We start from the raw sequence: 26877 nt of genomic DNA, 5'->3' as shown, positions 1-26877 counted from the left end.
CCTCAAAACTCTCTTTAAACAATTTGAATCTATGTCCTTTAGTGTACGAAGCATAATAGCGTTTTGGACTTTGTCTGTATGCTTGTTGGTACACTCCAATACCCTTGCACAATCTGCTAATCTTGAGCGAGTAGTGACTGCTCGTTTTTCGGATGCTTCTGTAGAGGAAGTATTATCCTATTTGTCTTCTCAGGGCAATTTTAAGTTTTCATACAATTCTTCATTGATCGACGAAGACAAATCGGTTGAATTAATTCTTGTTAATAAGACGATACGCGAAGCCATTGGTTTGTTGTTCAAAGGAACGATTCGTTACAAGGTGCAAGGTCAATATGTGATTTTGCTCAAGGCCGAACGCGACCCTGTGTATATCAGTGGCGTGGTATACGACGCTGTGTCTGGCAAAAAACTTCCCAATGTCAGTATTTACGAACGTAACAGTTTAGCCTCCACCATTACCAATCAAAATGGTTATTATCGCATAAAGCTCAATCATACAAAAACGATTTTTAAGTTATCAGTATCAAGTCCTCAATATGAATCACAGACCTTGACTATCAAGATTTTACAGTCAGAATCTAAAGATTGGGCACTTCAACCTAAAGTCAAACAGCCTGAATTACCTTTTGATGACAATTCACCTCATTTTCCTAACTTGATAGATACCATTGCGGTGCCAGAGGAGGTTCCTATTTTGGTACCTAGAGTGCCTATGACAGGTTTGCTACTTTCTGAATATAGCGTGGCAGATACTACGGATAATATTTTCCCGATTTATCGAAAAGACTCTAATCGCTTGTTTCGATTTTGGGAAGAAATCAAGTCGAGATTTAGTAGAATGATGATTGCTCGTACCCAAAGAATTCACGATAAAAACGTAACAGATACCTTATCTCGTCCTTTTCAACTATCAGTATTACCATTTTTAGGAACCAATAAGCTTCTTTCTGGAAGTATCGAAAACAGAGTTTCGGTCAATATCCTCATGGGTTATTCGGCAGGAGTACGCAAAATGGAATTTGGGGGTGGTCTGAATGGAGTACGCCGAAATGTCAATGGATTTCAGTTTGCGGGTATCGGGAATATTGTAGGAAAGAATGTAACAGGTGTACAAATGGGCGGGGTGTTCAATACGGTTTTGGGCGAAACCCAAGGTGTGGCTATGACACTTGGTTGGAACCATACATGGAAAAATATGAGGGGTTTACAAGCCGCTGGTCTTATCAATATTACTCATAAAGAAACCAAAGGTGCACAATTATCAGGTGTGTTAAATGTGACAGGGAAGCTATCTAAAGGACTTCAAATGGCGCCAGTCTTGAATGTGGTGTTAAAAGAGTCAAAAGGATGGCAAGTTGGGCTTCTCAACTTTTCCCATAAAATCTCGAAAGGAGGACATCAAATTGGCTTTTTGAACTTTAGTGATTCATCGGCCACCGCACCAATCGGCTTTTTGAGTTTTGTGGGCAAAGGCAATGGCTATAAACGATTTGAAGTAGCTATAGATGAGATACAGTCCGCTAATATCACTTTCAAAACGGGTGTTCCTGCATTTTATAATATCTTGACGCTTGGCTCCAATTTTGTTCGTGCCTACGAACTGGTAAATATTGGTTATGGTTTTGGTCGTGCTTACAAACTAGGAGGTAGGTGGATGATGAATACTGACGTTACAGGTGGGTTGATGGTTGAGTACAATCAGTATGGAGAAATAAATCAAGGGGTTTTATGGCGCTTTGATTTAGGCTTTGAAAAATTCTTAGCACGTAATTCAACGCTTACTTTTGGTCCATCCATCAAGGCACTGGTAATCGACCCTGCCAATTCATCGTATGCCAATGGCAAACCCTTCAAAAATATGCCAACTTATCAGGCGATTCGTTCTACAGAAAGATTTACACTTTGGTATGGTTTCCAAATGGGATTACGCATCAAACAACGATATGGAGACTAGTGGAGTTTGGAGTTGTGAGTGCTGAGTGAGGAGTTATCCTTTGTCCTTGCCTAAAATACGCTATAGGCTTTCAGGTAACGGCTTTCGGCGGAGGGCTTTGTAAAAAAGCATGCCTATGGTCATTAAAAATTGGGTTATTAAAAACATGTTAACACTCTTTGCCTTGTGCCTGTTGCCTTTTTTCAAACTACTTCTATAAAACAAAAAAGGCGTCGAAAATTCGACACCCTTATTGTATGATTAAGAGGCTAAAAGGGATTTCTATCAAATATTTTCTAGAAAACCGATGGAGCCTCAGCTAAAGAATCTTCCGATTATTTACCAGATTTTTTCTTAGCAGGCTTTGCTGGAGCAGCAGGAGCAGCATTTTTAGTTACTGTTGGTACTGGAGCCACTGCAGGAGCAGCTTCAGTTGCAGTTCCTTTTGGAGCTACTTCACCTTTGATTGTCAAAGCGATTGTTGGAGTTTCTGAGTTACTGATAACTGTAACAGTTTTGTTAAAAGCACCAGGGCGACCAGTTGAGTTAAAAGAAGCAGTTACTTTACCTGTTTTTCCTGGAAGTACTGGTTCTCTAGTCCAATCTGGAGTTGTACATCCGCAAGAAGGTTGAGCATTAGAAATTACTACAGGTGCAGTACCAGTGTTAGTAAATTCAAATGTGTAAGTAGCCTGTGTTCCTTCTTCGATTTTACCAAAATCGTGACTTTCAGTTTTGAATTTGATTACTCCTTGTGCATTTGCCAATGTCGCAGTGAACAAAAATGCGAAAAAGAAAAATAGTTTTTTCATTTGAACAGAATGTTTAGTTGTTATTAAATAGCTTTACAAGCTTTCGTAATAAATATACGAAAAAGTAAGGAATTTGTTTCCGCAAAACTTATTTAAAGGACCAAACTAATGAGCTTTAAGCGGATTTTATTCTAAAAAAAAGCTGAAAAATTATATTTTTTTGAAAAAAGTATAAAATAATACAGAATCAAAATAATACTTCAGTTTTTCTTGAGTGAATTGATTTATTCCGAAACAAAAGTATACTACATCAAAAGGTTGGCAAAATCTTTGAGAACCTTTAACAAATTATTAACAACTCTCCAAAATTTCTACTGTTTGTTATACTAATTAAATTATCTTATTTTTGATACAGCTTTAAGTTGGAGGGTAGATGATTTTGATTCTAACTTAGAAAACTTAAACACACCATCAACTGTATCTTTAATTCTATTTTTATCAGCCCGAAATTGCCGTGTTGGAAAACGAACTACTGTCAGAAACAATTTTATTTAAAAAAGAGTCGGTTATCGAGGATTACCGTCTTGCACGTATTAGCCGCGAATGTTCTTTATTAGTAAGGAAAGAAGTGTTTGCTGGACGTGCCAAGTTTGGTATTTATGGTGACGGCAAAGAGCTCGCCCAAATTGCTCTTGCAAGAGCTATGAAGGCAGGTGACTTTATTTCTGGGTATTATCGTGACCAAACGATTGTGGCTGCTGTAGGTGATTTGACTTGGCAACAGTACTTCGCACAGCTGTATGGTCATCCTGATAAGGCGCACGACCCCCACACTGGCGGACGTACCATGAACAACCACCACGCTACACAGTGGCTAGATGAAAATGGGCATTGGGTAGACCAAACAAAATTATTTAATTCGGTTGCTGGTATATCTTCTACAGCTGGACAAGTACCAAGAGCTATTGGTATTGCCTACGCTTCGAAGCTCTATAGAAATGTACCTGAACTTCAGGGTGAAATCGCTGAAAAGTTTTCGAAACAAGGCAATGAAGTATGCTTTTCGACGATTGGTGATGCTTCTACTTCAGAGGGTATGTTCCTAGAGTGCATCAATGCCGCTGGCGTTTTACAAATACCACTAGTGATGGCAGTTTGGGATGATGGTTATGGAATTTCGGTGCCAACTCAATATCAAACTACTAAACATTCTATTTCAAAGGCGCTTGCAGGTTATCAACGTACAGAAGATGAAGCTGGTCTTGAAATTATTTCCGTAAAAGCCTATGATTATGTAGGCTTGATGGAGGCTTTTCACAAAGCAGCTCAGTTGGCTCGTGAAAACCATATTCCTTCCTTGATTCACGTAGAAGAGGTGACCCAACAACAAGGACACTCGGCTTCTGGCTCGCATGAGCGCTATAAATCTCCCGAACGTTTACAATTCGAAATAGACTTTGACTGTAATACTCACTTCAGAAAATGGATTCTTGACAACGAGTTTGCTACAGAAGAAGAATTATTAGCCATAGATCAGGAAGCTGTAAAAATTGCTCGTAAATCACAGAAAGATGCTTGGCAGGCCTATATGGACTCAATTAAGCCTGAAAAAGAAGATGCTCTTTCGTTGATGAACCAAGCAGCGGCAGAAAGTAAAAATGGCGCTACCATTAAACAAATAGTAGAAGAACTTCGTAAAACCATGAATCCTATCCACCGTGATAGCGTAGTGGCAGTAAAGAAAGCCTTACGTTTGTTAAGGTTCGAAGAATTTCCTGCTAAACGTGGTTTAATAGAATGGCTTGAAAAGTCAAAAGAGGCTAATTTTGATCGCTTTAACTCGTTCCAATTTTCGAATTCAGACGAATCGGCTTTCAAAGTTTCAGCACAACCAGCTATTTACGAAGAAGGTGCGCCACTGGTAGATGGTCGTGAAATTTTAAATAAAAACTTTGATCATTGGTTAGCTACAGACCCACGTGTTTTTATCATTGGGGAAGACGTTGGAAAAATCGGTGACGTTAACCAAACTCTTTCAGGCTTGCAAGATAAGTTTGGGGAGTTGAGAATTACCGATACTGGTATCCGTGAAATGACCATTGTAGGTCAGGGAATTGGTGCTGCAATGCGTGGATTGCGTCCGATTGTTGAAATTCAATATTTAGATTATATATTTTATCCATTTGCAACACTTTCAGACGATTTGGCTTGTTTGCATTACCGTACAAAAGGTGGACAAAAGTCTCCGATGATTGTGCGTACTCGTGGACACCGTTTGGAGGGAATCTGGCACTCAGGTTCGCCAATGGGAGTGTTATTAAATGGTTTGAGAGGGGTTCATTTATGTGTACCTCGCAACATGACCCAAGCGGCAGGTATGTACAATACATTGCTTCACAGCGATGACCCTGCTGTGGTAATTGAATGCTTGAATGGCTATCGTCTCAAAGAAAAATTACCTATAAACTTGTACGATACGCGTGTTCCTTTGGGTGTTCCTGATATCCTTCTTGAAGGTAGCGATGTTACTATTGTTACGTATGGTTCTATGTGTCGTATTGTGATGGAAGCAGCAGCTCAATTGGCGCAAGTAGGTATTTCGGTGGAAGTTATAGATATTCAAACCTTGTTGCCATTTGATTTAGGACATAAAATCGTAGAGTCAATCAAGAAAACGAATCGAGTAATTTTTGCTGACGAAGATATGCCAGGCGGAGGTACAGGTTATATGATGGGCGAGGTATTAGACAAACAAAATGCCTATCGTTGGCTCGATTCAAAACCTGTTTGTATTGCTGCCCAACCGCATCGTCCTGCTTATACATCTGATGGCGATTATTTCTCAAAGCCTAATGTTGACACAGTTTTCGATGCCGTTTATGAAATGATGTCTGAAGCTCAACCAAGTCGTTTCCCTGATTTATATTAGGGATTACATTTTGGGAAAAATATCAATGATAGTATGAGTTATTCCTAATTTTAGGATTATTCTCCAACGTTTCATCAAAAAAAGCGGTCGAAAAAGCAATTTCCGACCGCTTTTTTTGATACTAATTGCTAGCTGATTCAGCTTTAGGCGCAAGGTATAGGAATAGAGATTTTAAAAATAATCACTCATTCACTCAATCTCAACTCACTAAATTAGGGATGAGTCATGTTTATAGCAAATACCCGCTTCACAGGCTCAACTTGTTACTAAAAACTGTCCCCTCGGATTCATTTTCCAAAAAAAATGGTTTACTCTATAAAATCAGTATTTTATAGAGTAGTTTTGTGGTAATTGTCTGGAGAGCTAAAATTTCAAGGATAAAATCTTATCAAAAACTCTCCAAATGATATTATTCGGTATCAAATTATGCAAAAAGGAGCAAACAGTACATATTGGGGAAATATCAAAGAGGGCATTAAATCTTCTCTGAAAGGTTTGTCTTTGTCGTTTAAGCACTTTAAAGATGCTCGTCAAAGTCGCAAACCGATATTTGTAGATGACCCACAGTATTTCGATCAAAAAACAGGGATTGTCACTACACAATATCCTTATGAGCAATTACCTGTACCTGACAATGGACGTTATCAATTGCACAATGAAATGGATGATTGTATTGTGTGTGATAAATGTGCTAAAATCTGTCCTGTTGATTGTATCGAAATTGAGCCCATCAAAGCAACTGGTGTGGTGAGTTATGCTTCGGATGGCTCGGCAATTCGTTTGTATGCTGCCAAGTTTGATATCGATATGTCAAAATGTTGTTTCTGTGGCTTGTGTACGACGGTATGTCCTACCGAATGTCTTACCATGAAAAAGGAGTATGATTTTTCAGTATTTGATATCACGGAACACAATTTTGCTTTTGGCAACCTTACAGAGGAGCAAGCTGACGAAAAGAAAAAATTGTATGAGCAGTATATGCTTGAGAAAGAAGCATTCAAAAAAGAAACTGCTGCTCAAAAAGCAGAACCTAAAGTTGCGCCAAAACCAGCATTTAAGCCTGCTGCTCGTCCTGTAGCAAACAATACCGAGACTCCTGCTGAGTCTTCAGCGGAAGCTACTGCCGAAGCGCCAAAACCAGCACCAAGACCTGCTTTTAAACCAAAAATGAAGGTTGAAAGCGATGAGTCTAAACCTACTACAGACGAAACTTCTACGGGAGATACCCCAAAACCAGTATCTCGTCCAGCATTTAAGCCAAAAATGAAGGTTGCACCTTCAACCGAGACTTCTGTTGAAAATACGACAGAAGGTACGAATGAAAATGTTACAACGGCGGCTGATGAAGTCAAGCCTGCTGCTCGTCCAGCCTTCAGGCCGAAGTTTAAACCAGCCTCAAAACCAGCCGATGAGGTAACTGAGCCAGTTGTAGAAGCTAGCACAGAGGTATCGCTAGAAGTTGAAACACCATCTGATGAAGTCAAGCCTGCTCGTCCAGCTTTTAGACCGAAGTTTAAGCCAGCTTCAAAGCCAGCCGATGAGGTAACTGAGCCAGTTGTAGAGGCCAGTGCAGAGGTAGCTCCAGAAGTCGAAACACCATCGGAGGAAGTCAAGCCCGCTCGTCCAGCCTTCAGACCTAAGTTTAAGCCAGCTTCAAAGCCAGCCGATGAGGTATCACCAGAAGTTGAAACACCATCTGATAAAGTCAAGCCTGCTCGTCCAGCCTTCAGACCGAAGTTTAAAGTTCCAGCAAAAGCAGAAGATGAAACATCTGAGCCTGTTGCTAAAGTCGAACAAGAAGAGATAAAAACCGAAGAAACCAAGCAGGTGGATAGCACTACAAGCGAAGAAGCGCCCAAGCCTCGTCCTGTTTTTCGACCAAAATTTAAAAGACCAGAATAAGGTTTTTGAACTAGATATTTGACCAACCATAAATCTCAAGAGTTTTGATACAATTTGTATTTATAGCTTTCATGGTACTGACCTTAGCCTCGGCTTTGGTCGTATTACTTACCAAAAATGTCTTGTATGCGGCCTTTAGTTTGCTTGGTACATTTTTAGGAGTATCGGCATTGTATGTATTGGCAGGGGCAGATTTTTTGGCTGTAGCCCAAATCTTAGTTTACGTTGGAGGGGTATTAGTACTTCTTATTTTTGGGGTAATGCTAACCAATCAACAAGGAAATAAAAGCCGTGGACGCAATGATATTACCACCGAAAGTTCCAACCGAGTTCTTGGGGTATTTGTGATGTTGGGTTTTAGTGCTACTTTGCTATACACCTTTGGTAGAGCAAGATTTTTGACTATTCAAGATAACCTATTTGAGGCAGTAGAGCCTACTTCTACTACTCAAACGATAGGAGTAGAGCTAATGACCAACTATGTATTGCCCTTTGAAGTTTCAGGTATATTATTGATGGCAGTACTGATTGGAGCAGCTTATTTAAGTACCAAAACTAAAAACTAATCAATCCATGGATAACAGCTTTTTGCCTTACTACTTACTCACAAGTGCCTTGTTGTTTAGCATAGGACTTGCTTTGGTGGTTGTCAAACGAAACATTATTGTGGTACTGATGGGTATCGAATTAATGCTTAATGCTGTCAATGTGAATTTGGTGGCTTTTAGTAAAAATGACCCTAGTCTTCAGGGACAAATATTTTCTTTGTTCGTAATCGTTGTGGCAGCTTGTGAAGCAGTCATTGCTTTGGCGATTGTTTTGAAGGTTTATGAACATTTCAAAACCGTTAATCTCGACGAGATAAATGAGTTAAAGAAATAAATTCTTTCAATTGTCCTTTTCTCTTTTGCATTCAAGCCTGTCTGCCCAGGTCTGGTATATATAACTTCATCAATCTAGTAATAGGTAGAAATTACTTTTATTTAAACAATGGCAAAGAGCAAACCAGTATCAGAATCGCTTACTACCATGACCGAAATGATTTTTCCAAACGATACCAATACGCTTGGAAATTTGATGGGTGGAAACCTCATGAGAATGATGGACGTAGTAGGGGCTATTTGTGCACAAAAACATTCGAACCGAATTGTAGTAACAGCTTCTGTTGACAACGTGTCGTTCAAAGAGTCTATTCCGCTTGGAAGCGTAGTAACACTACAAGCCAAAGTGACTCGTGCATTTAGTTCTTCGATGGAAGTGGTGATTGATGTGTGGGCCGAAAATATCCCAGCAAAAGAAAGAGTTTCGACCAATAAAGCCTTTTTTACTTTTGTAGCAGTAGATCAATCTGGTCGCCCTATTGATGTGCCTCAGGCTGTTCCTGAAACAGAAGATGAAATTGCCTTGTACGAAGGAGCTTTACGTCGTCGTCAATTGCGTTTGGTATTGGCTGGACGTATGAAAGCTCAGGATGCTGTCGAACTAAAATCGATTTTCGAATAAACGTTTCGAGTAACGATATAACATGAGTTATTCAAAATTGAGTGATTGATGATTGAGTAAATGAGTGATTTTTATCTATATTCAAATAATAATCACTCATTCACTCAATCGCAAATCACTCAATGATTTCCACTCTTTCTGAAGAAAAAGCAATAGGCTTTTCCTTGAACAATGCTTTTGTGGCCGCCCAAGTTTTTTGGAAAAGTTCTGAATCACGATATTGATTCAAATGGTTTTCGCTTTCCCAATAACTGTACGTCATAAAGACATTCGGTTGGTTGGCATCTTTGAGAAATTCGAGATGATGGCAGCCTTCAAAATGCCGAATCTTATTTTTGGACGTATTAAAAATTTCAAGAAAATCATCTACTTTATCTTCCTGAAAAGTCATTCTTACCATTCTAATAATCATCTTTTTCTTGGGTTTTGTTTTGTTATAGCTGTTGGTTTTCGGCTATCAGTAAGCTGTACTATTAGGCAAAAAGTCGTTAAAGTATCTTATATTTCTTTAGCTTTTGGCTATAGGCATTCGGCAAAAATATATCTATTTTTTGCTAAAAAACATTTAAACACTCTGTGCCTTGTGCCTGTTGCCTTGTCCCTAAACACTTAAATCAAATCTTATTCTGCACGATTACTTAAAAGAATTATTTATTTTATTCTAAACTTTTCCATGCCTTTGCGGTCTTGTAAAGTCACGAATGCTTCTTTTTGATTTGGACTGAATACCAGATTACTCGTTTGCTTGCCTTTGGTAGTGACTTCTTTGATCAGTTGTCCCGAAGGGTTGAAAATAAGAATTTTACCTAATCCCCAACGAGTTACATACAGTTTTCCTGATTTATCACATTTCATGCCATCCAAACCACCGTCTTTGAATGAGGTAAAAAGACGTTTGTTACTGATATTTCCCTGAGCATCCACATCAAATGCCCAGATATTTCGCTGGATACTTTCATTGACATATAACGTTTTTTCATCGGGACTCAAACAAATACCATTGGTTGTACCCATGTCTGACGACAACAAATGTGAAGAGCCATCTGTATCTATTCTCCAGATTTGACCTGTGCTTTGTTTCCAATTGGGATCACTTGCAAAAAGTACATTTTTACGAGTAATACAAATATCATTTGGTTGATTAAAACGGTCATTATGGCTAAATTCCGATACTTCTTTGGTCTGCATATTTACCTTCAATACATTATGCCCTGAGAAATCTGCCAAATACATAGCACCTTTATCATCGAATTGAATAGCATTTGCAGTGCTTCCTTGTGGTAAAGTAAGAAATAATTCACAAGAGCCATCAGGCATTACCTTAGCGATGGTACCATCTTTTTGGAAGTTTACCACATACAATTGTCCTTTGGAGTCAAAGTTGGGGCCTTCGATGTTTTGAGTAAAAAGATTTTCCTTCGTGAAATCTTGTGCTTGAAATAAAGTTTTGGGACTACAAGAAGAAAGTCCAATAGCTGCGATAGCGCAAGCGAGGTAAGTTGACTTAAACATAGTTGATTAGAAAAAATTGGATAGTAGCTTCGAATATACTTGTAATAGGGGAGAATTAAAAGAATTTGAAAAGTTGAAGAGTTGAAAATTGACGTTGCGAAAAAATAGTACTGAAATACAATTAACGACTTTTCTCTTTTTGGATATTAGTGCAAAACAAGATTACATTGTTGGGCTTTCAGAAATTAGCTATAGGCATTCGGCAAAGTGTTTTATGGTTGCCCAAAGAATATTTTTGCCGAATGCCTATTGCTGCCGACTGAAAGTTTAAAAGTAAAATACTTTTATTTTTTACAAAATAGAGAAGCTAATACTTCCGAAATCCAACATCCGATATTAGTGCTGTACGAAGGATTCTAAACTATTTCAGATTTGGGATTTTTGATTTCGGAAATAAAGTAAAATGCCTCTATTTTTTACAAAACATAAAAGATTACAATTCCGAAATCCAACATCCGATATCCGAAATAAACAGTTTTAATGATTCAGAATTTACACTTAGCTTAGTATTCTGTTTTATCACTTTTATCTTTCCAGAATTGGAAAGCTTTTTGTGCTTCTTCACGACCGAGCGGAATCATTTCGATTTTGCGTTGATGTAGTGGTAAAGGAATTTCCTGATAGATAAAGGCATCGTCAAATCCAATTTCTGCGGCATCCTCGCGTGTGTTGGCGTAATATACCTTACGAGGTCGAGCCCAATAGATAGCACCAAGGCACATTGGGCAGGGTTCGCATGAGGTATAAATTTCACAATCTTCCAATTGGAAAGTCCCTAAGTTGTTACACGCATCCCTGATGGCTACTACTTCAGCGTGAGCCGTTGGGTCATTCGAAGAAGTTACTTGGTTAAATCCTCTTCCTACAATTTCTCCATTTTTGACAACCACAGCACCGAATGGGCCTCCTTTTCCACCAGCCGAACCTTTCAAAGAAAGCATGATCGCTTCCTGCATAAATTTTTCTTTTTGCATAAAATCTAAAAAGTTTGTTTAATGAAATTAGTAAGGGAACGAAAGTATATTTATGCTAAATAAATACCTGCTTGAGCCCTAAAAAACTGCCAGCTCGTAGATAGTAATACCTCCTTGTCGCCCAAAAGGCAACTTGGCAAGATACAAAAAAAATGCTTATAAAGGTCAGTGAAGTAAAAAGCGAAAAAACGCTAGTAGAGAAACAAGGATAGATCTAACCAAAATATATTCTTTTTGTAAGAATACATTCGGAATCATGTTAACCAAAAAGAAATAAACTGCAAACTTTCTTCGGTTTGGTGCATATTATTCCAAATTTGCCTAATTTAGATGCAATTTATGATGCCTAAAGCTAGGGTTCGTAATAAATACTCAAAATAAGATTCTATTTTCGATTCATAAATTGTAAATTGCAACATCATTTGAATTTTTGTCGAGTTGTCGAGAGCTCAATAGCTGTAAAAAGTAGAAGAATTCGATAACTTTCCCCAATCATATCCCTTAAACTGTAACCGAAAGATGTCTTATCAAAGAAAGACCAAGATTGTAGCTACGATTGGCCCAGCATCAGAATCACCAGAGATGTTGACCAAGCTTGCCCAAGCAGGTGCAAACATATTCAGACTTAATTTCTCGCATGGTACTCATGAAGATCACCTTCAGAGAGTAAAGAACATCAGAGCTGTCTCTGAAGCATTAGGTACAAACCTAACGATTCTTCAAGATTTACAAGGTCCGAAAATTCGTACTCAGCTTGTTGAAAACAACGGCGTAGAATTGATTGCTGGTAAAACGCTTACTTTCGTGATGGACGAAAATGTGGTAGGTACATCAGAAAGAGTAGGTACTACTTACACTTCAATGTACTTAGACGTGAATCCAGGAGAGCGTATCTTGATGGATGATGGTAACTTAGAAGTAAAAGTATTAGCAGTAGACAAAGAGAAAAAAGAGGTAGTTACCGAAGTAATTTATGGTGGTATCTTGAAGTCTAAAAAAGGTATTAACCTTCCAGGTACAAAAGTTTCATTGCCATGTTTGACTCCAAAAGACGAAGCGGATTTGTACTTCGGTTTGGACAATGGTGTTGACTGGGTTGCGCTTTCATTCGTACGTAAGGCAGATGATATTTATGATATCAAACAAAAAATCGCTGCTTACGGAAAAGATACTAAAGTTATCGCTAAAATCGAGAAACCAGAGGCTATCGATAACCTAGACGAAATCATTGCTGCTACTGATGCGATCATGGTAGCGCGTGGTGACTTGGGTGTTGAGATGGATGGTGCTGAAGTACCACACCTACAACGCGTAATGGTAGAGAAGTGTACTCAAGCTGGTAAACCAGTAATCGTTGCAACTCAAATGTTGGAATCAATGATTACTAATCCAGTTCCTACACGTGCAGAAACTTCTGACGTTGCTAATGCAGTATTGCAAGGTGCTTCGGCAACGATGTTGAGTGCTGAGTCTGCTTCAGGTACTTACCCTGTGAAGTCTGTAGAAACAATGGCACACATCCAAGAGGTGGTTGAAGAACAACAAAACAAAATCGAAATCGTAAAAGGTGACGAGGCTGCTATCTACTTCAAAAATCACTCGTTGGCTAACAATGATTCTAAATACGCTTTGAACGACCGAATGATTGCTAGTGCATGTCGTTTGGCTCGTGATACGAAAGCTGAAGCGATTCTTTGTATAACAAACAGTGGTTACACAGCGTTCCGTTTGTCTGCTCACCGTCCTAAAGCTAATCTTTATGTATTCACATCAAACAAAGCTATCATGACTGTGATGGGATTGTTGTGGGGTGCTAAAGTGTTCTATTACGAAGCTGACGGAAAAGATGTAGAAGCTACTGTAAATGGTATGACTGACATCTTGGTGGCGAAAGGATTACTTGCAAAAGGAGATACATATGTAACTACTTTGAGCGTTCCTTCAAATAAAGATTTGAAAACTAACACCGTACAATTAGGTGTAGTTGAGTAATATTACCCTCCCATAATAAAAAAGGCGTATCCTTCGGGTACGTCTTTTTTATTATTATCTCCTTCAAAATAACAGATTTTTCAGTTACCAAATGGTAATTTTTGTGCCGTAAGCCTAATATTTATGGAGCTTATTAGGAGATGAGGAGGTAATGATTGTATTTTTATGAGAATATACTATTAAAAATTGAGTCTTGTGAAAAATCAGTTGTAAGAGGGGAAATAAAGAGACTGTCGTTATTTCTTATTAGACGGTAGGTATAGTTGGCAAGAAAGTTGTTAATTTTATCCATAAAATACATGATAGTCGTGAGAAATGGGATTTAACACAGTTATTCCTGATACAACTTGGTAAAACTTCCTTAGCAATCCTCATGGTTTTTAGTGTTAATTTTTAATCATTTGAAGAAAAAATTAACATTTTGAGCAAAGACGATTTTTCGAATCTATTTGACTAAAAATAGGGCTGAGTTTTTCGAAATAATCAATGAGGACACAAACAAAATGCAATAGAATTTGCTATATTAGCAATAAATCCGAGGTATTTACTAAAATATCAATCCTGATTAGTTCACAGGTGTTGAACTGTTGTTGTTAATTAATTGAAAATCAGTTACTCAGGTATGGCTAATAGACTGCCTTATTCTCCAAGAGCTGGTAACCGCCATTATCACGACTTGTTAAATTTACAACCGATGAGTAAGAAAATTAAAACTATCTTGGTAGATGACGAGAGACTCGCGCGCCAAGAGCTAAAGTACTTATTACAAGAGTTTTCAGACATTCAAATCATTGATGAAGCTGAGAACGTAGATGAGGCTTTGGAGAAAATACACCGTCTTCAACCTGATTTGATTTTTCTAGACATTGAAATGCCAGAAAAAAATGGCTTTGATTTGCTAGAAGAATTAGAGTTTGTTCCGAAAGTGGTGTTTGTAACAGCCTACAATCAATATGCGATTCAAGCATTTGAATCTGAGGCTATGGACTATATTCTGAAGCCTACAAAAACTGAACGTTTGGCTAAAACGATTGAGAAAGTACGCTCAGAAATTCAGCAAGAAAGAGCTACAGCAGCTGTTTCAGAAGGTCGATTGTCACCAGACAAACGTATTTTCTTGAAAGATGGCGAAAAGTGCTATTTCGTGAGATTGTCTGAAGTGTTCATGATTGAATCTGTTGGTAACTATTGTCGCTTCCATTTTGGCAACAATCGCCCGATGATTCACCGTTCGTTAAACAAAATCCAAGAACGCCTCGATCCTACGATTTTCTTTAGAGCAAATCGTCAGCAAATTATTAATACTGAGTATATCCACGATATAGATTCTTACTACAAAGGTGGAATGAAAGTGGTGTTGAATAATGGTATCGAATTAGAAATTTCGACCAGAAACTCAGTAGCCTTCAAAGAAATGATGGGAATCTAAGTTTAATATTGACAGCTCATATCTATGATTATAGCAATATACAGAGACTAAATGTGATTCTTGCAATACAATATTTCCAGAGCTTGGTAGCTATTGCTATCAGGCTTTTTTATTGTTTTCTCAATTCTTTCCTGACAATTATCTTCTCACAACTGAAGACTTTTCTCTAATTTTGTCTCTATGCGTATTTTTAAAACTCTTTACAATATCTGGGCAGCGTTTTGGTTGCTATTTATTTTCTTGCTTCTGTTTCCGTTTTTCTGGTTATTTCTTCAAAAAGAATCATGGAAACCTAAAGCTCACTATCTAAATCGTTTGTGGGGAAAACTGTATTTCCCAATGATTGGAGTGCCTATTCGTGTTGAATATCGTTTTCAACCTGATACACAACAAGCTTATGTTTTTTGTGCTAATCACTTTTCATATTTGGATATTGCCGCTATGGGAGTTGTGTTGAAAAACTACTACGCATTTGTGGGTAAAAGTGCTATTAAGAAGGTGCCTCTTTTTGGGTATATGTTTTCAAAACTGCATATTCAGGTAGACAGAGAAGACCGTAGTAGTCGTGCCAAATCGATGACTCGTTCGGTAAGAGCTTTGCAAAATGGTAGAAGTATCGTGATTTTTCCTGAAGGTGGCATTAAATCTAAAACGCCACCATTGATGCACAAACCTTTGAAAGATGGGGCTTTTGTGATGGCAGTGCAGCAGCAGGTTCCAATTGTGCCTGTGACGTTTGTGAATAACTACAAAATCATGTTCGATAGTAATCCTTCGTTGACTCGTATGCCTTTGCGTGTGGTTGTGCATGAGCCTATTTCAACGATTGGAAAAACTCAGGAAGATATCGAGGCATTGAAAGAAGAAGTTTTTCAAGTAATTCAAAGTACGCTTTTGGCATACAATTCATAATATTTGCTAGTTTTTGAAGTACAGATATTTGACAGAGATAAGGTCGTCAGTTTTAAACACCGATTACTCAACAAATTTGCCAATTATCCACAAATGTTATTTTTAGAACTAATTCTTTATCTTAATTTGCAACATAAGATTAGCGTTTTACTGAATCTAAAAACTAAAACAAACTATGTACTCGCACGAAATTGATTACAAGATTATTGGTGAAGATATCCAAATTGTAGAGATTGAATTAGACCCTAACGAAACTGTGATAGCCGAAGCAGGCGCCATGGTTTATATGGAAGATGGTATTACTTTTGAAACTAAAATGGGTGATGGCTCTAATGCCGACAACTCTGTTTTGGGTAAAATCTTCCAAGCTGGGAGTCGTTTGTTGACAGGAGAGTCCTTGTTTATGACGCACTTTACCAATCGTGGCTATGGCAAACGTAAGGTAGCTTTTGCTGCACCACACCCAGGTACAATCGTTCCTATTAATTTGGCTACTATGCCAGGCAATACTTTAATTGCTCAGAAGGATAGTTTCTTGTGTGCAGCATTGGGTACAAAAGTATCTATTACCTTCAACCAACGTATTGGCTCTGGTTTCTTTGGAGGCGAAGGTTTTATTCTTGAAAAATTACAAGGCGATGGTTTGGCGTTTGTACACGCTGGCGGTACAATTGTAGAAAAGTACCTGAACAACGAAACCTTAAGAATTGATACAGGTTGTATCGTAGCGTTTGAGCCAACCTTGAGTTATGACATTCAACGTGCAGGTAATTTGAAATCAATGGTTTTTGGTGGAGAAGGGCTATTTTTAGCTACAATGCGTGGTACAGGGCGTGTTTGGATTCAATCAATGCCACTTTCTAAATTAATCCGTACACTTTCGCCTTATGGTCAAAATACTAATAAGGAAGGTGGCTCGGTATTGGGTGGATTAGGTAATTTGTTTGAAGATTAAGCGTGGACGTAAATTTTGCAATAAAGTTCACATAAGAACGTTTCCTCTTAGATTTTATACTTGAATGATGTAGTTTTGCAAGTATTATCAGCCTATCTGAAGCGTCTAGCTATTTGGAATAGGGCACAATCACCAATAACTACTTTTGTAATGAATCTCAAAAAAATTCATACATATACGATTCAAAGAAAACCTCATGGTCTGATGGCTGTGAGGTTTTCTGCTTTGTTAGTACTCCTTTTGATGAGCGTATCGGCTTGTCGTCAAAAGAAGGAGGATGATGGTTTTACGCCCAAACCTAAAGGCTATAATCGTATTGATCTGCCCAAAGCCGAATATCAAATGCTAACCGAAAAGCATCCATATAGCTTTGAATATTCTAAACATGCAATCATAAAACCCGATACTGTTCGATGGGCGGAGCCACACTGGATTTATATTTATTATCCAGAGATGAAAGCAATGATTCAGTTGACCTATAAATCTTTGGATGGCGACCAACAAAAGCTGGCTAAACTGATTGACGATGCTCACCGTTTGGCTGCAAGGCATAATATTAAGGCCTATTCTATCAAAGATTTGGTGATGAAAACCAAGTCGGGCAAAACGGCTAAATTGATAGAATTAGAAGGAGAGGTACCAACGTATGTGCAGTTTTATACGACTGATTCAACAAAACATTACTTACGTGGTGCTTTATATTTCAATACTGCCACCAAAAGCGATTCTTTAGCTCCTGTCATTGACTATCTCAAAACCGACGTCATTCGCTTGATTAATACCTTGCAGTGGCGTTAGTGGAATTGTGAGTTGTGAGTGAAGAATTGTGAATTATTTTAACAAGACTAGAAAATGGTAGAAGGTTTATTCTAATTCAAAAAATAATTCACAATTCACTCATTCAAAATTCACAATTAATGAATCGGTACTACCAATTTTATACTGACATTCCTTCCCATGTTATAAACTCCACGTCGTTGTGTAGTGGGGTTGGTGTCGAGGTATTTGAGTCGGCTTTGATGGTTTTGGTAGGCCAAGTCAAAGAGGTTGTTGACATTGATATAGAGAGAAGCAATGGTCTTTTTATCTTTGTTCCGCCAAGTCATACCTGTTCCTAAATTTACTAGGGAATAAGCTGGCGTAATCGTTTCGGTATTGTAAGCCAACAGGACCTGATTTTGGGTTTGATGATGTTCTAATTCTGCCAAGAAATACACATTTTCTATATATTTTCCCCAAGCTTTTTTATTCCATTTTACTTGACTAATCCATCGTGCTGGTGGCATAAACGGTAGATATTTTGACGAATCATTAGTAGCTTGTTGATTAATGCCTTTTACCATCGAATAGCTTTGATTAAGACTCAACCAAGGTACAGGAGTGAAGTTGACAGTTGCTTCCAAACCTTGCAGTAGAGCATTGCCTTGTACATATCTAAACACGGGCACTTGATTAACCAATGAATCTTTGCCATTTGGCGCCTGAACTCTCTCCGAATAGGTATAATGCTGAATTTGGTTTCTAAACCAGCTCACATCAAGATACCATTGACGGTTTTCCCATGTAAAACCAATATCTGTCTGTAGCGAAACTTCTGATTTTTGATTGATATTCCCAATTTCATAGCGAAAAGTCCCTGCGTGTTCGCCGTTGGATGATAATTCGGGAACAGATGGCGCCCGAAATCCTCTCGCCATATTGCTACGCATACTTAGATTGGAGTTGAATTTATATACTAGTCCCAAGCTACCAGTTATGTTACTATAAGAGCTACTTAAACCACTAAAACGTTCTTCGATTGCACCGTTAGGAGAGGTCTGAAATTTGCCATCAGCATCTACGTAAAGTTGTGCGATATTTAATTGACGATAGTCATAGCGAAGTCCTCCGCTCACAATCAAATTATTCCATTTCTTTTTTGAAAAAATAAAAACTCCTTTATCTGCTAAATCAAAATTAGGATATAGCGTTTCATTGCCTTTGTTATCCATATTTTGCCATAATCCATTACTTCCAAAGCTAGTTTCCCATTGATTTCGCTCGGGCAAATGTAAGCGAATATCATAGTAATAGTTTTGCAAAAAGAAATACAAATCTGGCTCAAAAGGCTTGTAGATATTCCCATATTCACGACGATGATTTTGGGCATATGAGAATGTAAAACTCAATGAAGATGCCCCTAGTTGAAATAAAGAGTTACTGGTTAATTTGTAATTACTCAATGCTTGTGAGTTACTAGGGTTAATGGTTCTGCCTTCAAGTTCTTGAGGAGATACAGGAATCAATTTTTCTTCTCCATTTTCTAAAATAGCTTTTACAAAACGTCCTTGTGTATCGCGCTGTCCATCGATGATATTGATATTTTGTCCAAACTTTGAAAAGTACAAACGAGTGTATCCCCATTTCTTTTGTACCCCAGCGATTCCGGAAAAATTGAGTTCATTGAAGTTTGAACCCCAAACTCGACCATCATACTTATTTTGATAGTTTTGAGCATCTTTTAGACTGAATCTCGCTTGCCAGAGTAAGCCATTTTGGTTGTGTGCCAAAGTGCCAGATACTCCATGAAATCCTTGATTACTCTGATAATTGTATAAAATATTTCCAGCTAATGAGGTATTTTCTGGTGGTAAAATGGAAATGACAGACATGACCCCTCCAATACCATCCGAGCCGTACATCAACGAACCAGCACCTCGAATAATCTCATATCGATCAATAGAATATTCGTCGATATGTAATGAATGTTCTTCGCCCCATTGATTATCCTCTTGCCGTACTCCATCATGCATCGTAATTACTCGATTAAAACCCAGTCCACGAATAATAGGCTTCGACAACGTAGCACCAGTGGTAATTTGCGACATGCCAGGGAGTTTACTAATTGCATCGACAAGGTTGGTACTACCCGATTGTAGCCATTGTGTTTTGGAGAGTGCCGCAATAGGAATAGGACTTTCCTTAACGACCGTCTTGCTTGCCGAGCCAGAAACAATAACTTCTTCGAGCGAAACTGCACTTGGTGTAAGCTTAATATGTAGCGTAGTGTCAGTGTGAAGATCGATTTTTTGAGTATAGGTTTTATACCCAATATGACTTATTTGTAGAGTATAGGTGCCTTTTTTAAGGTCACTGAAGTAAAATTTACCATGCTGTTGACTCAAATTTCCTCGACGCAATTCAACAAGGTAGAGATTAGCCCCGATGATTTCTTCTTGATTATCGGAGGAAATAACCTTTCCTTGAATTTGTACCTGTGCTTGGCACATCACAGAGTACAATAGTCCTAAAAGTAGTAATAATTTTTTCATGAGAGTGAAACAAGAGTTTTGTAGGGCTTAGATAGATCTAACTATTGACAATAGTTTAGTTTTGGTTTATTAAATTTTTAGGTTAATCTAAAAATTCAAACAAATATAGGCTAAAAAATATATTTGTCAATACTTATATCTCTAAAAATCAGAAGGGAACAAGGTTTTAGTTGTCAAATCGATTGTATCAAAATGATTTTTTCCTTGGTATTCCCTGCCTTTCTGCTTTGATTTTTGGCTAAGAATTTTAACTTTGTAAAACAAGCCCAATTTGATTCATCAACACACGACTCATGCAGCAAGATTTTTTTGCCAAGATTGTTAACTATCGCCGTTCGGTTCGAGTATATGATGCTCAAGCCGAAATAGACGAGCAGGTTATCCAAAAAAGTTTGGAGTTAGCCACACTTTCGCCCAATAGCAGTAATATGCAACTTTGGGAGTTTGTGTGGGTAAGTAGTCCAGAGAAAAAGGAAGCTATAGCCAAGGCTTGTTTCAATCAGTCTGCCGCTCGAACAGCCCCGCATCTTATCATATTTTTAACCCGCCAAGACCGTTGGAAAAATATGGCTCAATGGAACTTGGACAATATCAAAAAACAATTTCAGGGAAAAGAACTCACGGGTCGTGACAAGCGAGCTATGGATTATTATGGCAAACTGATGCCCTTGTTTTACCGCAATGACTGGTTTGGCTTTATGACTTTGCTTCGCAAACTTATCATTTTAGTCAAAGGATTTAATCGACCGTTTTTGAGAGTTTCGTCACATGCTGACCAACGAGTGATGGTGCATAAGTCATGTGCTTTAGCAGCACAAACATTTATGCTGAGTATGGCCTCGCATCAATATGATACCTGTCCGATGGAAGGTTTTGATAGTCGTTTGGTCAAAAAATTGATTGACGCTCCAGCAGGAGCCGAGGTGTGTATGATTGTAGCTTGTGGAAAGGGAGCAGACGATGGCGTCTATGCAGCCAGAACAAGAGTGCCATCAGAGGAGATCATTCGGAAAATATAGTATGTTAGTGGGCAAAAATTAGAGCTAAGTTTTGTGTTTAGGCACAAGGCAACAGGCATAAGGCAAAGAGTGTTAAAATGTGTTTAATGATCACAGACATGCATTTTTCCCAAAGCCCACCGCCGAAAGCCGATACCTGCAAGCCCAAAGTACAATCTTAAATTTTATTTTGCCACTAACTTAATACCAAAGTCCACAATATTCACTTTACTAAAACTAAAACTTACCTTTATTTATGAAGAAATGCGTTTTGCTAGTGCTTTCGATGTTATCATTCGCAAGTATGGCACAAAAAAAGAAAGCTGCTACAGCAAGTCCTTTGGAAGCTGAGAAGCAAGCGATGATTGGTAATCTTGACAAACGATTCGATGAATATGCCAAGATTTCAAAACAAATTTGGGATTATGCAGAGCTTGGCTACATGGAAGAAAAGAGTTCTCTTTTATTGCAAGAGCAATTGAAAAAAGAGGGCTTTCAAGTACAAGCAGGTATAGCTGGCATTCCTACGGCCTTTGTTGCAACCTACGGTGCAGGTAAGCCCGTGATTGGTATTTTAGGCGAGTATGATGCTTTACCGGGCTTGGCACAAGAAGCTACTCCCGAAATAAAACCTATTCCTAATCAAAAGGGAGGACATGGTTGTGGACATAACCTTTTTGGTACGGCGTCGGTGGCGGCGGCTATTGAAGTAAAGAATTGGTTGCAAAAATCAGGTAAGCCAGGAACCATCAAAATTTATGGCTGTCCAGCCGAAGAGGGTGGTTCAGGCAAAGTATATATGGTTCGTGAAGGGTATTTCAACGATGTAGACGTGGTATTGCACTGGCACCCAAGTTCTGCGAATGCGGCGGATGCAAGTACGTCATTGGCCAACAAAAATGCGAAATTTCGTTTCAAAGGCATTGCTTCGCACGCAGCGGCCGCACCTGAGCGTGGTCGTTCGGCATTGGATGGCGTAGAGTCGATGAATTATATGATTAATATGATGCGTGAGCATATCCCTCAGGATACGCGTATTCATTATGTAATTACCAAAGGTGGTGAGGCTCCTAACGTAGTACCAGCTTATGCCGAGGTATATTATTATGCACGTCATAAAGACAGAGCAATTTTACAGAGTATTTGGAAACGTATCGAAAATGCAGCTCAAGGTGCAGCTTTAGGTACAGGCACAAAAGTTGAATGGGAAGTGTTAGGGGGTGTTTACAACCTTTTACCCAATGTAACATTAGCAACGCTTGTTCATCAAAATATGCAGAAAGTAGGAGGGGTTGTGTATAATGATGAAGAGAAAAAGTTTGCAGAAAAAATCGCTGAAACATTAGGGGAGCAAAAGCAGGATATCAACAATGCTGCTAAGATTAAAAATTTTACTGATGCATCAGAAAGTGCCACATCGGGAGGTTCGACCGACGTAGGCGATGTAAGTTGGGTAGTACCAACGGTTGGTTTAGGTACTGCGACTTGGGTGCCAGGCTCATCGGCACATAGCTGGCAATCTACCGCAGCAAGTGGTATGTCGATTGGACAGAAAGGAATGATTGTAGCCGCGAAAACACTCGCAATTACTGCCCTTGATTTGATGAACGACCAAGCGACGATCGATAAGGCTAAGGCTGAGTGGCTCGAAAAACGAGGAGGAGCGGACTTTAAATATGAAGCCTTGTTGGGCGACAGAAAACCAGCTTTGGATTATAGAAAGTAAGCATGAGTCATCCCTAATTTAGTGATTGGTGATTGAGTGCATGAGTGATTTTTCGAAAATTGGCATAGTGATATCAAAAAAGCGGTCGAAAACATGTTTTTCGACCGCTTTTTGATGCTATTAAGCTAGATATGAATGGCTTAAGACGCAATCATTGCGTCTCTACTGATGCAATACAAATTTTTACATAATCCCTCACTCGCTTAATCACTAAATCGCTACATTAGTTATGTTTCATGTTTGTAAGAAAAAATAGATGTTAAGAATGACATTTTTGAGAATCAATCGTTTCTAGTTAGACTATATTAATTCTCTATTTCAAGCTAAATGATTTAGGCTTTGGTAAACTAAAGGATGTTTTTTTTACCTAAAACTTATTACCTTTATTCTAAAGCCTCACAATTAAAGTTTCATTTTACTCATTCTTACTTATGAAAACACTTGGATTCCTTTGCGTTACTTTACTACTTTTTGTCAGTACTGTTACAGCTCAAAACACCGTTAGTCCCGAAGACCAAAGCAAAATCAAACAATTGATAGCTGACGAGACCAGAGCTTTTTATGCTAAAGATTATGAAACATGGATGACGCTTTATCGCCAAACGCCACAAACCTACTTTGCTCAATACGAAAAAGGTCAATTGATTGTGAAAGATGGTTGGGATGCCTTGAGCTCTTGGGCAACTACTTGGTTTAATGAGGGCAAAAAAGGGGCAAAGCCTACGTTTGCTAGAGAAAAAACAAATTTCAGAAAAGTAAATCCTACCTATGTTTGGGTGACTTTTAAACAAATAAAAACCTTAGATGGTAAAAAAGAAACTTCTCAAGAGTTAAGAATTGTAGAGCTGATTAAAGGCGAATGGAAAATGGTAAATCATACCAGTATGCCAGCCTCAACAAGTTCTGTCAAAGAAGAATTACCGATTTCTGAAAAAGATAAAAAGCCCTCAGCTAAGTCAGAAAAGAAACAGAAATAATCTCAGCCACTGATGGGAACAACAGGTAGATATGTTTTTGCAAGATTGAATTTTACTTTGTAAAAAGTATTTAGAAAAAGGAATAAAGGCACAAAGTGTAAAACGCTTTGTGCCTTTATATTTGAAGAAATATTCGCAATTATTTAAAGAAATTAGCCTATGTCGCACAAAATAGGATGGAAAACCGCCACTATGTTAGTTATCTCTAATATGGTGGGAACGGGCGTTTTTACGAGTTTAGGATACCAGTTAGTCGATGTACAAAATGTTTGGAGTATTGTATTGCTGTGGGTGTTAGGAGGTGTTTTAGCATTGATTGGCGCATTTACATTCGCCGAACTAGGAACGCACTATAATGAATCCGGTGGCGATTATATTTTTGTCAGTAAAGGTTTTCATCCTTTCTGGGGTTATCTCACCGCTTGGGCTTCTTTGATTGTAGGTTTTTCGTCGCCCGTAGCCATTGCAGCGCTTGCCATGGAAGCCTATTTGAGCCCGTTTGACATACCTAATTTGCGTTGGTATATCGTTTTGCTGATTATTTTAATCAGTTTATTGCACTCATTTTCACTCAAACATAGTAGTGTTTTTCAGAATATTACCACTGTGGTAAAAGTACTATTTATCGGTTTTTTATTAGGAATAGGCATTTGGTATGCACCTATTCCTCAAAATGCCATCAATGTACAAGTGCCAATTTTGGATGAAATAACCCAAACGGGTTTTGCTGTTTCACTCCTTTATGTGACCTATGCTTACACAGGATGGAATGCTGCGGCGTATATCGTAGGCGAAATCCGAAACCCAAGCAAAGATTTACCCAAAGCTTTGATTTTTGGCACCTTGGGCGTCATTGTAGTGTACGTACTTTTGCAGCTGGTATTCTTGAAATTTGGAACTTATGCACAGTTGAAAGGACAAGCCGAGGTAGCGATTTTAGCAACTCAAAATATACTAGGTCCTACCGCCAATAAGTGGATTAGTGCAGGGATTGGATTTCAATTGATAGCTACAATGAGTTCTTATATTTGGATAGGTTCTAGAATAGTACACTCGATGGCACAACATTACACTTTATGGAAATGGATTCGTCCAACTAACAAGCACGATGTGCCAATTCGAGCAATATGGCTATTATGTGCAGTGATTTTGATATTGTTGTTGTCGGGAAGTTTGCAACAGATTTTACTGTATTCGTCTTTCGTATTGCAATTGATGGGAACAATCGCTGTGGCAAGTTTCTTGAAAATTCCTCACGAGGGCGACCGTTTCAGAAGTCCTTTGAGTCCTTATATTCAGTATTTGTATGTGGGTTTTAGTATGATTGTTTTATTATTTATCATTTATGACAAACCTCAAGAAAGCTTTATTGGCTTAGGGATTTTGTTGGTTGGGGCAATAACGTATTTTTGGTCTAAGAGAATGTAAAACGCCAAAGAGCTATCTCTAATTTAGTGATTGAATGAATGAGTGATTAATTTAAAATTTGTATTCTGGCGGTAGAGACGCAATGATTGCGTCTTAAGCTGAGTGAAATTTAGTATAGTAGTATCAAAAAAGCGGTCAGAAAATATTTCCTGACCGCTTTTTTGATGAAAACTTAGAGAATAACCTCAACCTTAAAATTCGGGATTACTCATATTGATGAAATTTATAGAATCGTTCTAATTTCAAGATGACCTATGTTGATATTTCGAATAATAGCTCTGGTGAGGCAAAGCATTGTATCCCTACAGTAAAATACCTATTAAAATTAATCACTCATTCGCTCAATCACTAAATCGCTCAATTACGAATGATTGAAAATCCGAACTCCAACATCCACAATCTCCAATCTAAATGACTGGCATAGCGAAGAGTTTTACGTCATCGAGGTTAATGATATCACCACACATGATGACCAAGCGTTCCACTACGTTGCGTAGTTCACGAACATTACCCGTCCATGGAAGCGACTGAAGATACTTCATGGCATCATCGGTTACTTCTTTGGTTGGCTGACCGTATTCATCGGCGATATCTTGTAAGAATTTATCTACCAATAATGGTACGTCAGTTGGGCGCTGATTCAAAGCAGGAACGTGGATAGGAATTACGTTCAAACGGTGGAATAAGTCTTCACGGAAACGTCCTTCTGCTATTTCCAATTGTAAATTTTTATTGGTAGCGGCAAAAACACGTACATTGATTTTGATTTCTTTATCGCCACCTACGCGTGTGATTTTATTTTCTTGCAAAGCACGAAGTACTTTAGCTTGAGCCGAAAGACTCATATCGCCAATTTCGTCCAAAAATAAAGTCCCACCATCTGCTTGCTCAAACTTTCCAATTCGTTGTTTGATGGCAGAAGTAAAGGCTCCTTTTTCATGTCCGAACAGTTCTGACTCAATCAGTTCAGAAGGAATAGCTGCGCAGTTTACCTCGATTAAAGGCATGTGGGCACGATTACTTCTTTCGTGAAGACGTTTGGCAACCATTTCTTTTCCTGAACCATTTGGTCCTGTAATTAATACTCGAGCTTCGGTAGGTCCTACACGGTCAGAAGTATCAATTACTCGGCGAATAGCATCCGAGTCTCCAACAATTTCATTGAGTTTATATACTCTCTTTTTGAGTACTTTGGTTTCAGTGATCATTTTTCCCCTTTCCAAGGCATTTCGTACTGTCACCAATAGGCGGTTCAAATCTGGTGGCTTCGAAATAAAATCAAAGGCTCCACGTTTGGTTGCTTCAACGGCTGTTTCCACATTACCAAAAGCCGAAATCATAATGAATTGAGTCCCTTTGCCCATTTCTGTGGCTCGTAGCAACAAATCCAAACCTTCGATTTTGGGCATTCGTATGTCACAAAGAACTACATCATAGTCATTGTTTTTGACCATTTCTAGTCCCTGTTCTCCATCGCTTGCTTCTTCTACGCTATACCCTTCATATTCAAGAATATCACGTAAGGCGCCACGGATGGCTTTTTCATCGTCGATTATTAATAGTTTTGCCATAGGCAGATTGTAAATTTTCTGGCGAACTGGTTCGTTTGGATTAGGATGGTAAATTCAATATTAGTAATTGTCA

Annotated in this window: 21 protein-coding genes; 15 read left to right on the top strand and 6 right to left on the bottom strand. The window is 38.5% G+C overall.

The genetic code is table 11. From position 1 onward, the window contains the following. Positions 1-31 precede the first annotated feature (31 nt). Complete coding sequence (locus BWI92_RS00635; RefSeq protein ID WP_095160191.1) at positions 32-1954, top strand: STN and carboxypeptidase regulatory-like domain-containing protein; 1923 nt, start codon at positions 32-34, stop codon at positions 1952-1954. Positions 1955-2268: 314 nt separating this feature from the next. On the opposite strand, the gene BWI92_RS00630 is transcribed toward BWI92_RS00635, so the two are convergent. After that, on the bottom strand, positions 2269-2745 hold the full coding sequence (locus BWI92_RS00630) for a DUF1573 domain-containing protein (protein WP_095160190.1): 477 nt from the start codon (positions 2743-2745) through the stop codon (positions 2269-2271). Between the two features lie 454 nt (positions 2746-3199). Here BWI92_RS00630 and BWI92_RS00625 point away from each other — a divergent pair, with 454 nt between their 5' ends. From BWI92_RS00625 to BWI92_RS00605, 5 genes are all read left to right on the top strand, one after another. Then, positions 3200-5614 carry a thiamine pyrophosphate-dependent enzyme gene (locus tag BWI92_RS00625; RefSeq protein WP_095160189.1) on the top strand — a complete coding sequence of 805 codons (2415 nt, stop codon included), beginning with the start codon at positions 3200-3202 and terminating at the stop codon, positions 5612-5614. A 426-nt stretch (positions 5615-6040) separates the two neighbouring features. Beyond that, positions 6041-7516 (top strand): 4Fe-4S binding protein, encoded by a 1476-nt coding sequence (locus tag BWI92_RS00620; RefSeq protein ID WP_095160188.1) that lies wholly within the window; start codon positions 6041-6043, stop codon positions 7514-7516. 71 nt (positions 7517-7587) lie between these two features. Next, the gene (locus BWI92_RS00615) at positions 7588-8082 is read left to right on the top strand and encodes an NADH-quinone oxidoreductase subunit J (RefSeq protein ID WP_095160187.1); all 495 of its coding nucleotides are present in this window, start codon (positions 7588-7590) and stop codon (positions 8080-8082) included. A 7-nt stretch (positions 8083-8089) separates the two neighbouring features. Then, positions 8090-8398, top strand: a complete 309-nt coding sequence (gene nuoK / locus BWI92_RS00610) for an NADH-quinone oxidoreductase subunit NuoK (RefSeq protein ID WP_095160186.1) — start codon at positions 8090-8092, stop codon at positions 8396-8398. A 108-nt stretch (positions 8399-8506) separates the two neighbouring features. After that, positions 8507-9019: an acyl-CoA thioesterase gene (locus BWI92_RS00605; RefSeq protein WP_095160185.1), complete on the top strand. Its 513-nt coding sequence runs from the start codon at positions 8507-8509 to the stop codon at positions 9017-9019. Between the two features lie 115 nt (positions 9020-9134). Here the strand turns inward: BWI92_RS00605 and BWI92_RS00600 are convergent, their stop codons facing one another. The 3 genes from BWI92_RS00600 to BWI92_RS00590 form a co-directional block, all read right to left on the bottom strand. Beyond that, positions 9135-9431 (bottom strand): putative quinol monooxygenase, encoded by a 297-nt coding sequence (locus BWI92_RS00600; RefSeq protein WP_095160184.1) that lies wholly within the window; start codon positions 9429-9431, stop codon positions 9135-9137. 239 nt (positions 9432-9670) lie between these two features. Continuing rightward, positions 9671-10531 carry an SMP-30/gluconolactonase/LRE family protein gene (locus tag BWI92_RS00595; RefSeq protein ID WP_095160183.1) on the bottom strand — a complete coding sequence of 287 codons (861 nt, stop codon included), beginning with the start codon at positions 10529-10531 and terminating at the stop codon, positions 9671-9673. A gap of 503 nt (positions 10532-11034) precedes the next feature. Continuing rightward, complete coding sequence (locus BWI92_RS00590; protein WP_095160182.1) at positions 11035-11505, bottom strand: nucleoside deaminase; 471 nt, start codon at positions 11503-11505, stop codon at positions 11035-11037. 519 nt (positions 11506-12024) lie between these two features. Between BWI92_RS00590 and pyk the strand changes: the two genes are divergently transcribed. From pyk to gldD, 5 genes are all read left to right on the top strand, one after another. Continuing rightward, entirely contained in the window at positions 12025-13497 is a 1473-nt protein-coding gene (pyk, locus tag BWI92_RS00585) for a pyruvate kinase (protein ID WP_095160181.1), read from the top strand. A gap of 622 nt (positions 13498-14119) precedes the next feature. Then, positions 14120-14926, top strand: coding sequence for a LytTR family DNA-binding domain-containing protein (locus tag BWI92_RS00580; RefSeq protein WP_229241890.1), 807 nt, complete (start codon positions 14120-14122; stop codon positions 14924-14926). 180 nt (positions 14927-15106) lie between these two features. After that, entirely contained in the window at positions 15107-15838 is a 732-nt protein-coding gene (locus tag BWI92_RS00575; protein ID WP_095160180.1) for a 1-acyl-sn-glycerol-3-phosphate acyltransferase, read from the top strand. A 175-nt stretch (positions 15839-16013) separates the two neighbouring features. Next, positions 16014-16793 (top strand): TIGR00266 family protein, encoded by a 780-nt coding sequence (locus BWI92_RS00570; protein WP_095160179.1) that lies wholly within the window; start codon positions 16014-16016, stop codon positions 16791-16793. A gap of 150 nt (positions 16794-16943) precedes the next feature. Then, positions 16944-17591, top strand: coding sequence for a gliding motility lipoprotein GldD (gldD, locus tag BWI92_RS00565; RefSeq protein WP_229241892.1), 648 nt, complete (start codon positions 16944-16946; stop codon positions 17589-17591). 116 nt (positions 17592-17707) lie between these two features. Here gldD and BWI92_RS00560 read toward each other — a convergent pair whose 3' ends face one another. Next, complete coding sequence (locus BWI92_RS00560) at positions 17708-20104, bottom strand: TonB-dependent receptor (protein WP_095160178.1); 2397 nt, start codon at positions 20102-20104, stop codon at positions 17708-17710. A 293-nt stretch (positions 20105-20397) separates the two neighbouring features. Between BWI92_RS00560 and BWI92_RS00555 the strand changes: the two genes are divergently transcribed. From BWI92_RS00555 to BWI92_RS00540, 4 genes are all read left to right on the top strand, one after another. Then, positions 20398-21123, top strand: a complete 726-nt coding sequence (locus BWI92_RS00555) for a nitroreductase family protein (protein WP_095160177.1) — start codon at positions 20398-20400, stop codon at positions 21121-21123. Between the two features lie 235 nt (positions 21124-21358). Next, positions 21359-22828, top strand: coding sequence for an amidohydrolase (locus BWI92_RS00550; RefSeq protein ID WP_095160176.1), 1470 nt, complete (start codon positions 21359-21361; stop codon positions 22826-22828). A gap of 431 nt (positions 22829-23259) precedes the next feature. Beyond that, on the top strand, positions 23260-23805 hold the full coding sequence (locus BWI92_RS00545; RefSeq protein WP_095160175.1) for a nuclear transport factor 2 family protein: 546 nt from the start codon (positions 23260-23262) through the stop codon (positions 23803-23805). 159 nt (positions 23806-23964) lie between these two features. Then, positions 23965-25233, top strand: coding sequence for an APC family permease (locus BWI92_RS00540; RefSeq protein WP_095160174.1), 1269 nt, complete (start codon positions 23965-23967; stop codon positions 25231-25233). A gap of 407 nt (positions 25234-25640) precedes the next feature. Here BWI92_RS00540 and BWI92_RS00535 read toward each other — a convergent pair whose 3' ends face one another. Then, entirely contained in the window at positions 25641-26804 is a 1164-nt protein-coding gene (locus BWI92_RS00535) for a sigma-54 dependent transcriptional regulator (protein ID WP_095160173.1), read from the bottom strand. Positions 26805-26877 lie beyond the last annotated feature (73 nt).

Origin of the sequence: Flectobacillus sp. BAB-3569 (assembly GCF_002270355.1) — a bacterium.
Lineage (GTDB): Bacteria > Bacteroidota > Bacteroidia > Cytophagales > Spirosomataceae > Flectobacillus > Flectobacillus roseus.
Note: the sequence above shows the minus strand (reverse complement) of the source record. Positions and strands in the feature narration are given on the sequence as shown.

Excerpts from the sequence above, each read along its gene's own strand:
- BWI92_RS00560 (WP_095160178.1), bottom strand. The coding sequence starts at position 20,104 with ATGAAAAAATTATTACTACTTTTAGGACTATTGTACTCTGTGATGTGC.
- BWI92_RS00580 (WP_229241890.1), top strand. The coding sequence starts at position 14,120 with ATGGCTAATAGACTGCCTTATTCTCCAAGAGCTGGTAACCGCCATTAT.
- BWI92_RS00590 (WP_095160182.1), bottom strand. The coding sequence starts at position 11,505 with ATGCAAAAAGAAAAATTTATGCAGGAAGCGATCATGCTTTCTTTGAAA.
- BWI92_RS00595 (WP_095160183.1), bottom strand. The coding sequence starts at position 10,531 with ATGTTTAAGTCAACTTACCTCGCTTGCGCTATCGCAGCTATTGGACTT.
- nuoK (WP_095160186.1), top strand. The coding sequence starts at position 8,090 with ATGGATAACAGCTTTTTGCCTTACTACTTACTCACAAGTGCCTTGTTG.
- BWI92_RS00605 (WP_095160185.1), top strand. The coding sequence starts at position 8,507 with ATGGCAAAGAGCAAACCAGTATCAGAATCGCTTACTACCATGACCGAA.
- gldD (WP_229241892.1), top strand. The coding sequence starts at position 16,944 with ATGAATCTCAAAAAAATTCATACATATACGATTCAAAGAAAACCTCAT.
- BWI92_RS00635 (WP_095160191.1), top strand. The coding sequence starts at position 32 with ATGTCCTTTAGTGTACGAAGCATAATAGCGTTTTGGACTTTGTCTGTA.
- BWI92_RS00550 (WP_095160176.1), top strand. The coding sequence starts at position 21,359 with ATGAAGAAATGCGTTTTGCTAGTGCTTTCGATGTTATCATTCGCAAGT.
- pyk (WP_095160181.1), top strand. The coding sequence starts at position 12,025 with ATGTCTTATCAAAGAAAGACCAAGATTGTAGCTACGATTGGCCCAGCA.
- BWI92_RS00600 (WP_095160184.1), bottom strand. The coding sequence starts at position 9,431 with ATGATTATTAGAATGGTAAGAATGACTTTTCAGGAAGATAAAGTAGAT.
- BWI92_RS00545 (WP_095160175.1), top strand. The coding sequence starts at position 23,260 with ATGAAAACACTTGGATTCCTTTGCGTTACTTTACTACTTTTTGTCAGT.
- BWI92_RS00540 (WP_095160174.1), top strand. The coding sequence starts at position 23,965 with ATGTCGCACAAAATAGGATGGAAAACCGCCACTATGTTAGTTATCTCT.
- BWI92_RS00575 (WP_095160180.1), top strand. The coding sequence starts at position 15,107 with ATGCGTATTTTTAAAACTCTTTACAATATCTGGGCAGCGTTTTGGTTG.
- BWI92_RS00555 (WP_095160177.1), top strand. The coding sequence starts at position 20,398 with ATGCAGCAAGATTTTTTTGCCAAGATTGTTAACTATCGCCGTTCGGTT.
- BWI92_RS00630 (WP_095160190.1), bottom strand. The coding sequence starts at position 2,745 with ATGAAAAAACTATTTTTCTTTTTCGCATTTTTGTTCACTGCGACATTG.
- BWI92_RS00615 (WP_095160187.1), top strand. The coding sequence starts at position 7,588 with ATGGTACTGACCTTAGCCTCGGCTTTGGTCGTATTACTTACCAAAAAT.
- BWI92_RS00570 (WP_095160179.1), top strand. The coding sequence starts at position 16,014 with ATGTACTCGCACGAAATTGATTACAAGATTATTGGTGAAGATATCCAA.
- BWI92_RS00620 (WP_095160188.1), top strand. The coding sequence starts at position 6,041 with ATGCAAAAAGGAGCAAACAGTACATATTGGGGAAATATCAAAGAGGGC.
- BWI92_RS00535 (WP_095160173.1), bottom strand. The coding sequence starts at position 26,804 with ATGGCAAAACTATTAATAATCGACGATGAAAAAGCCATCCGTGGCGCC.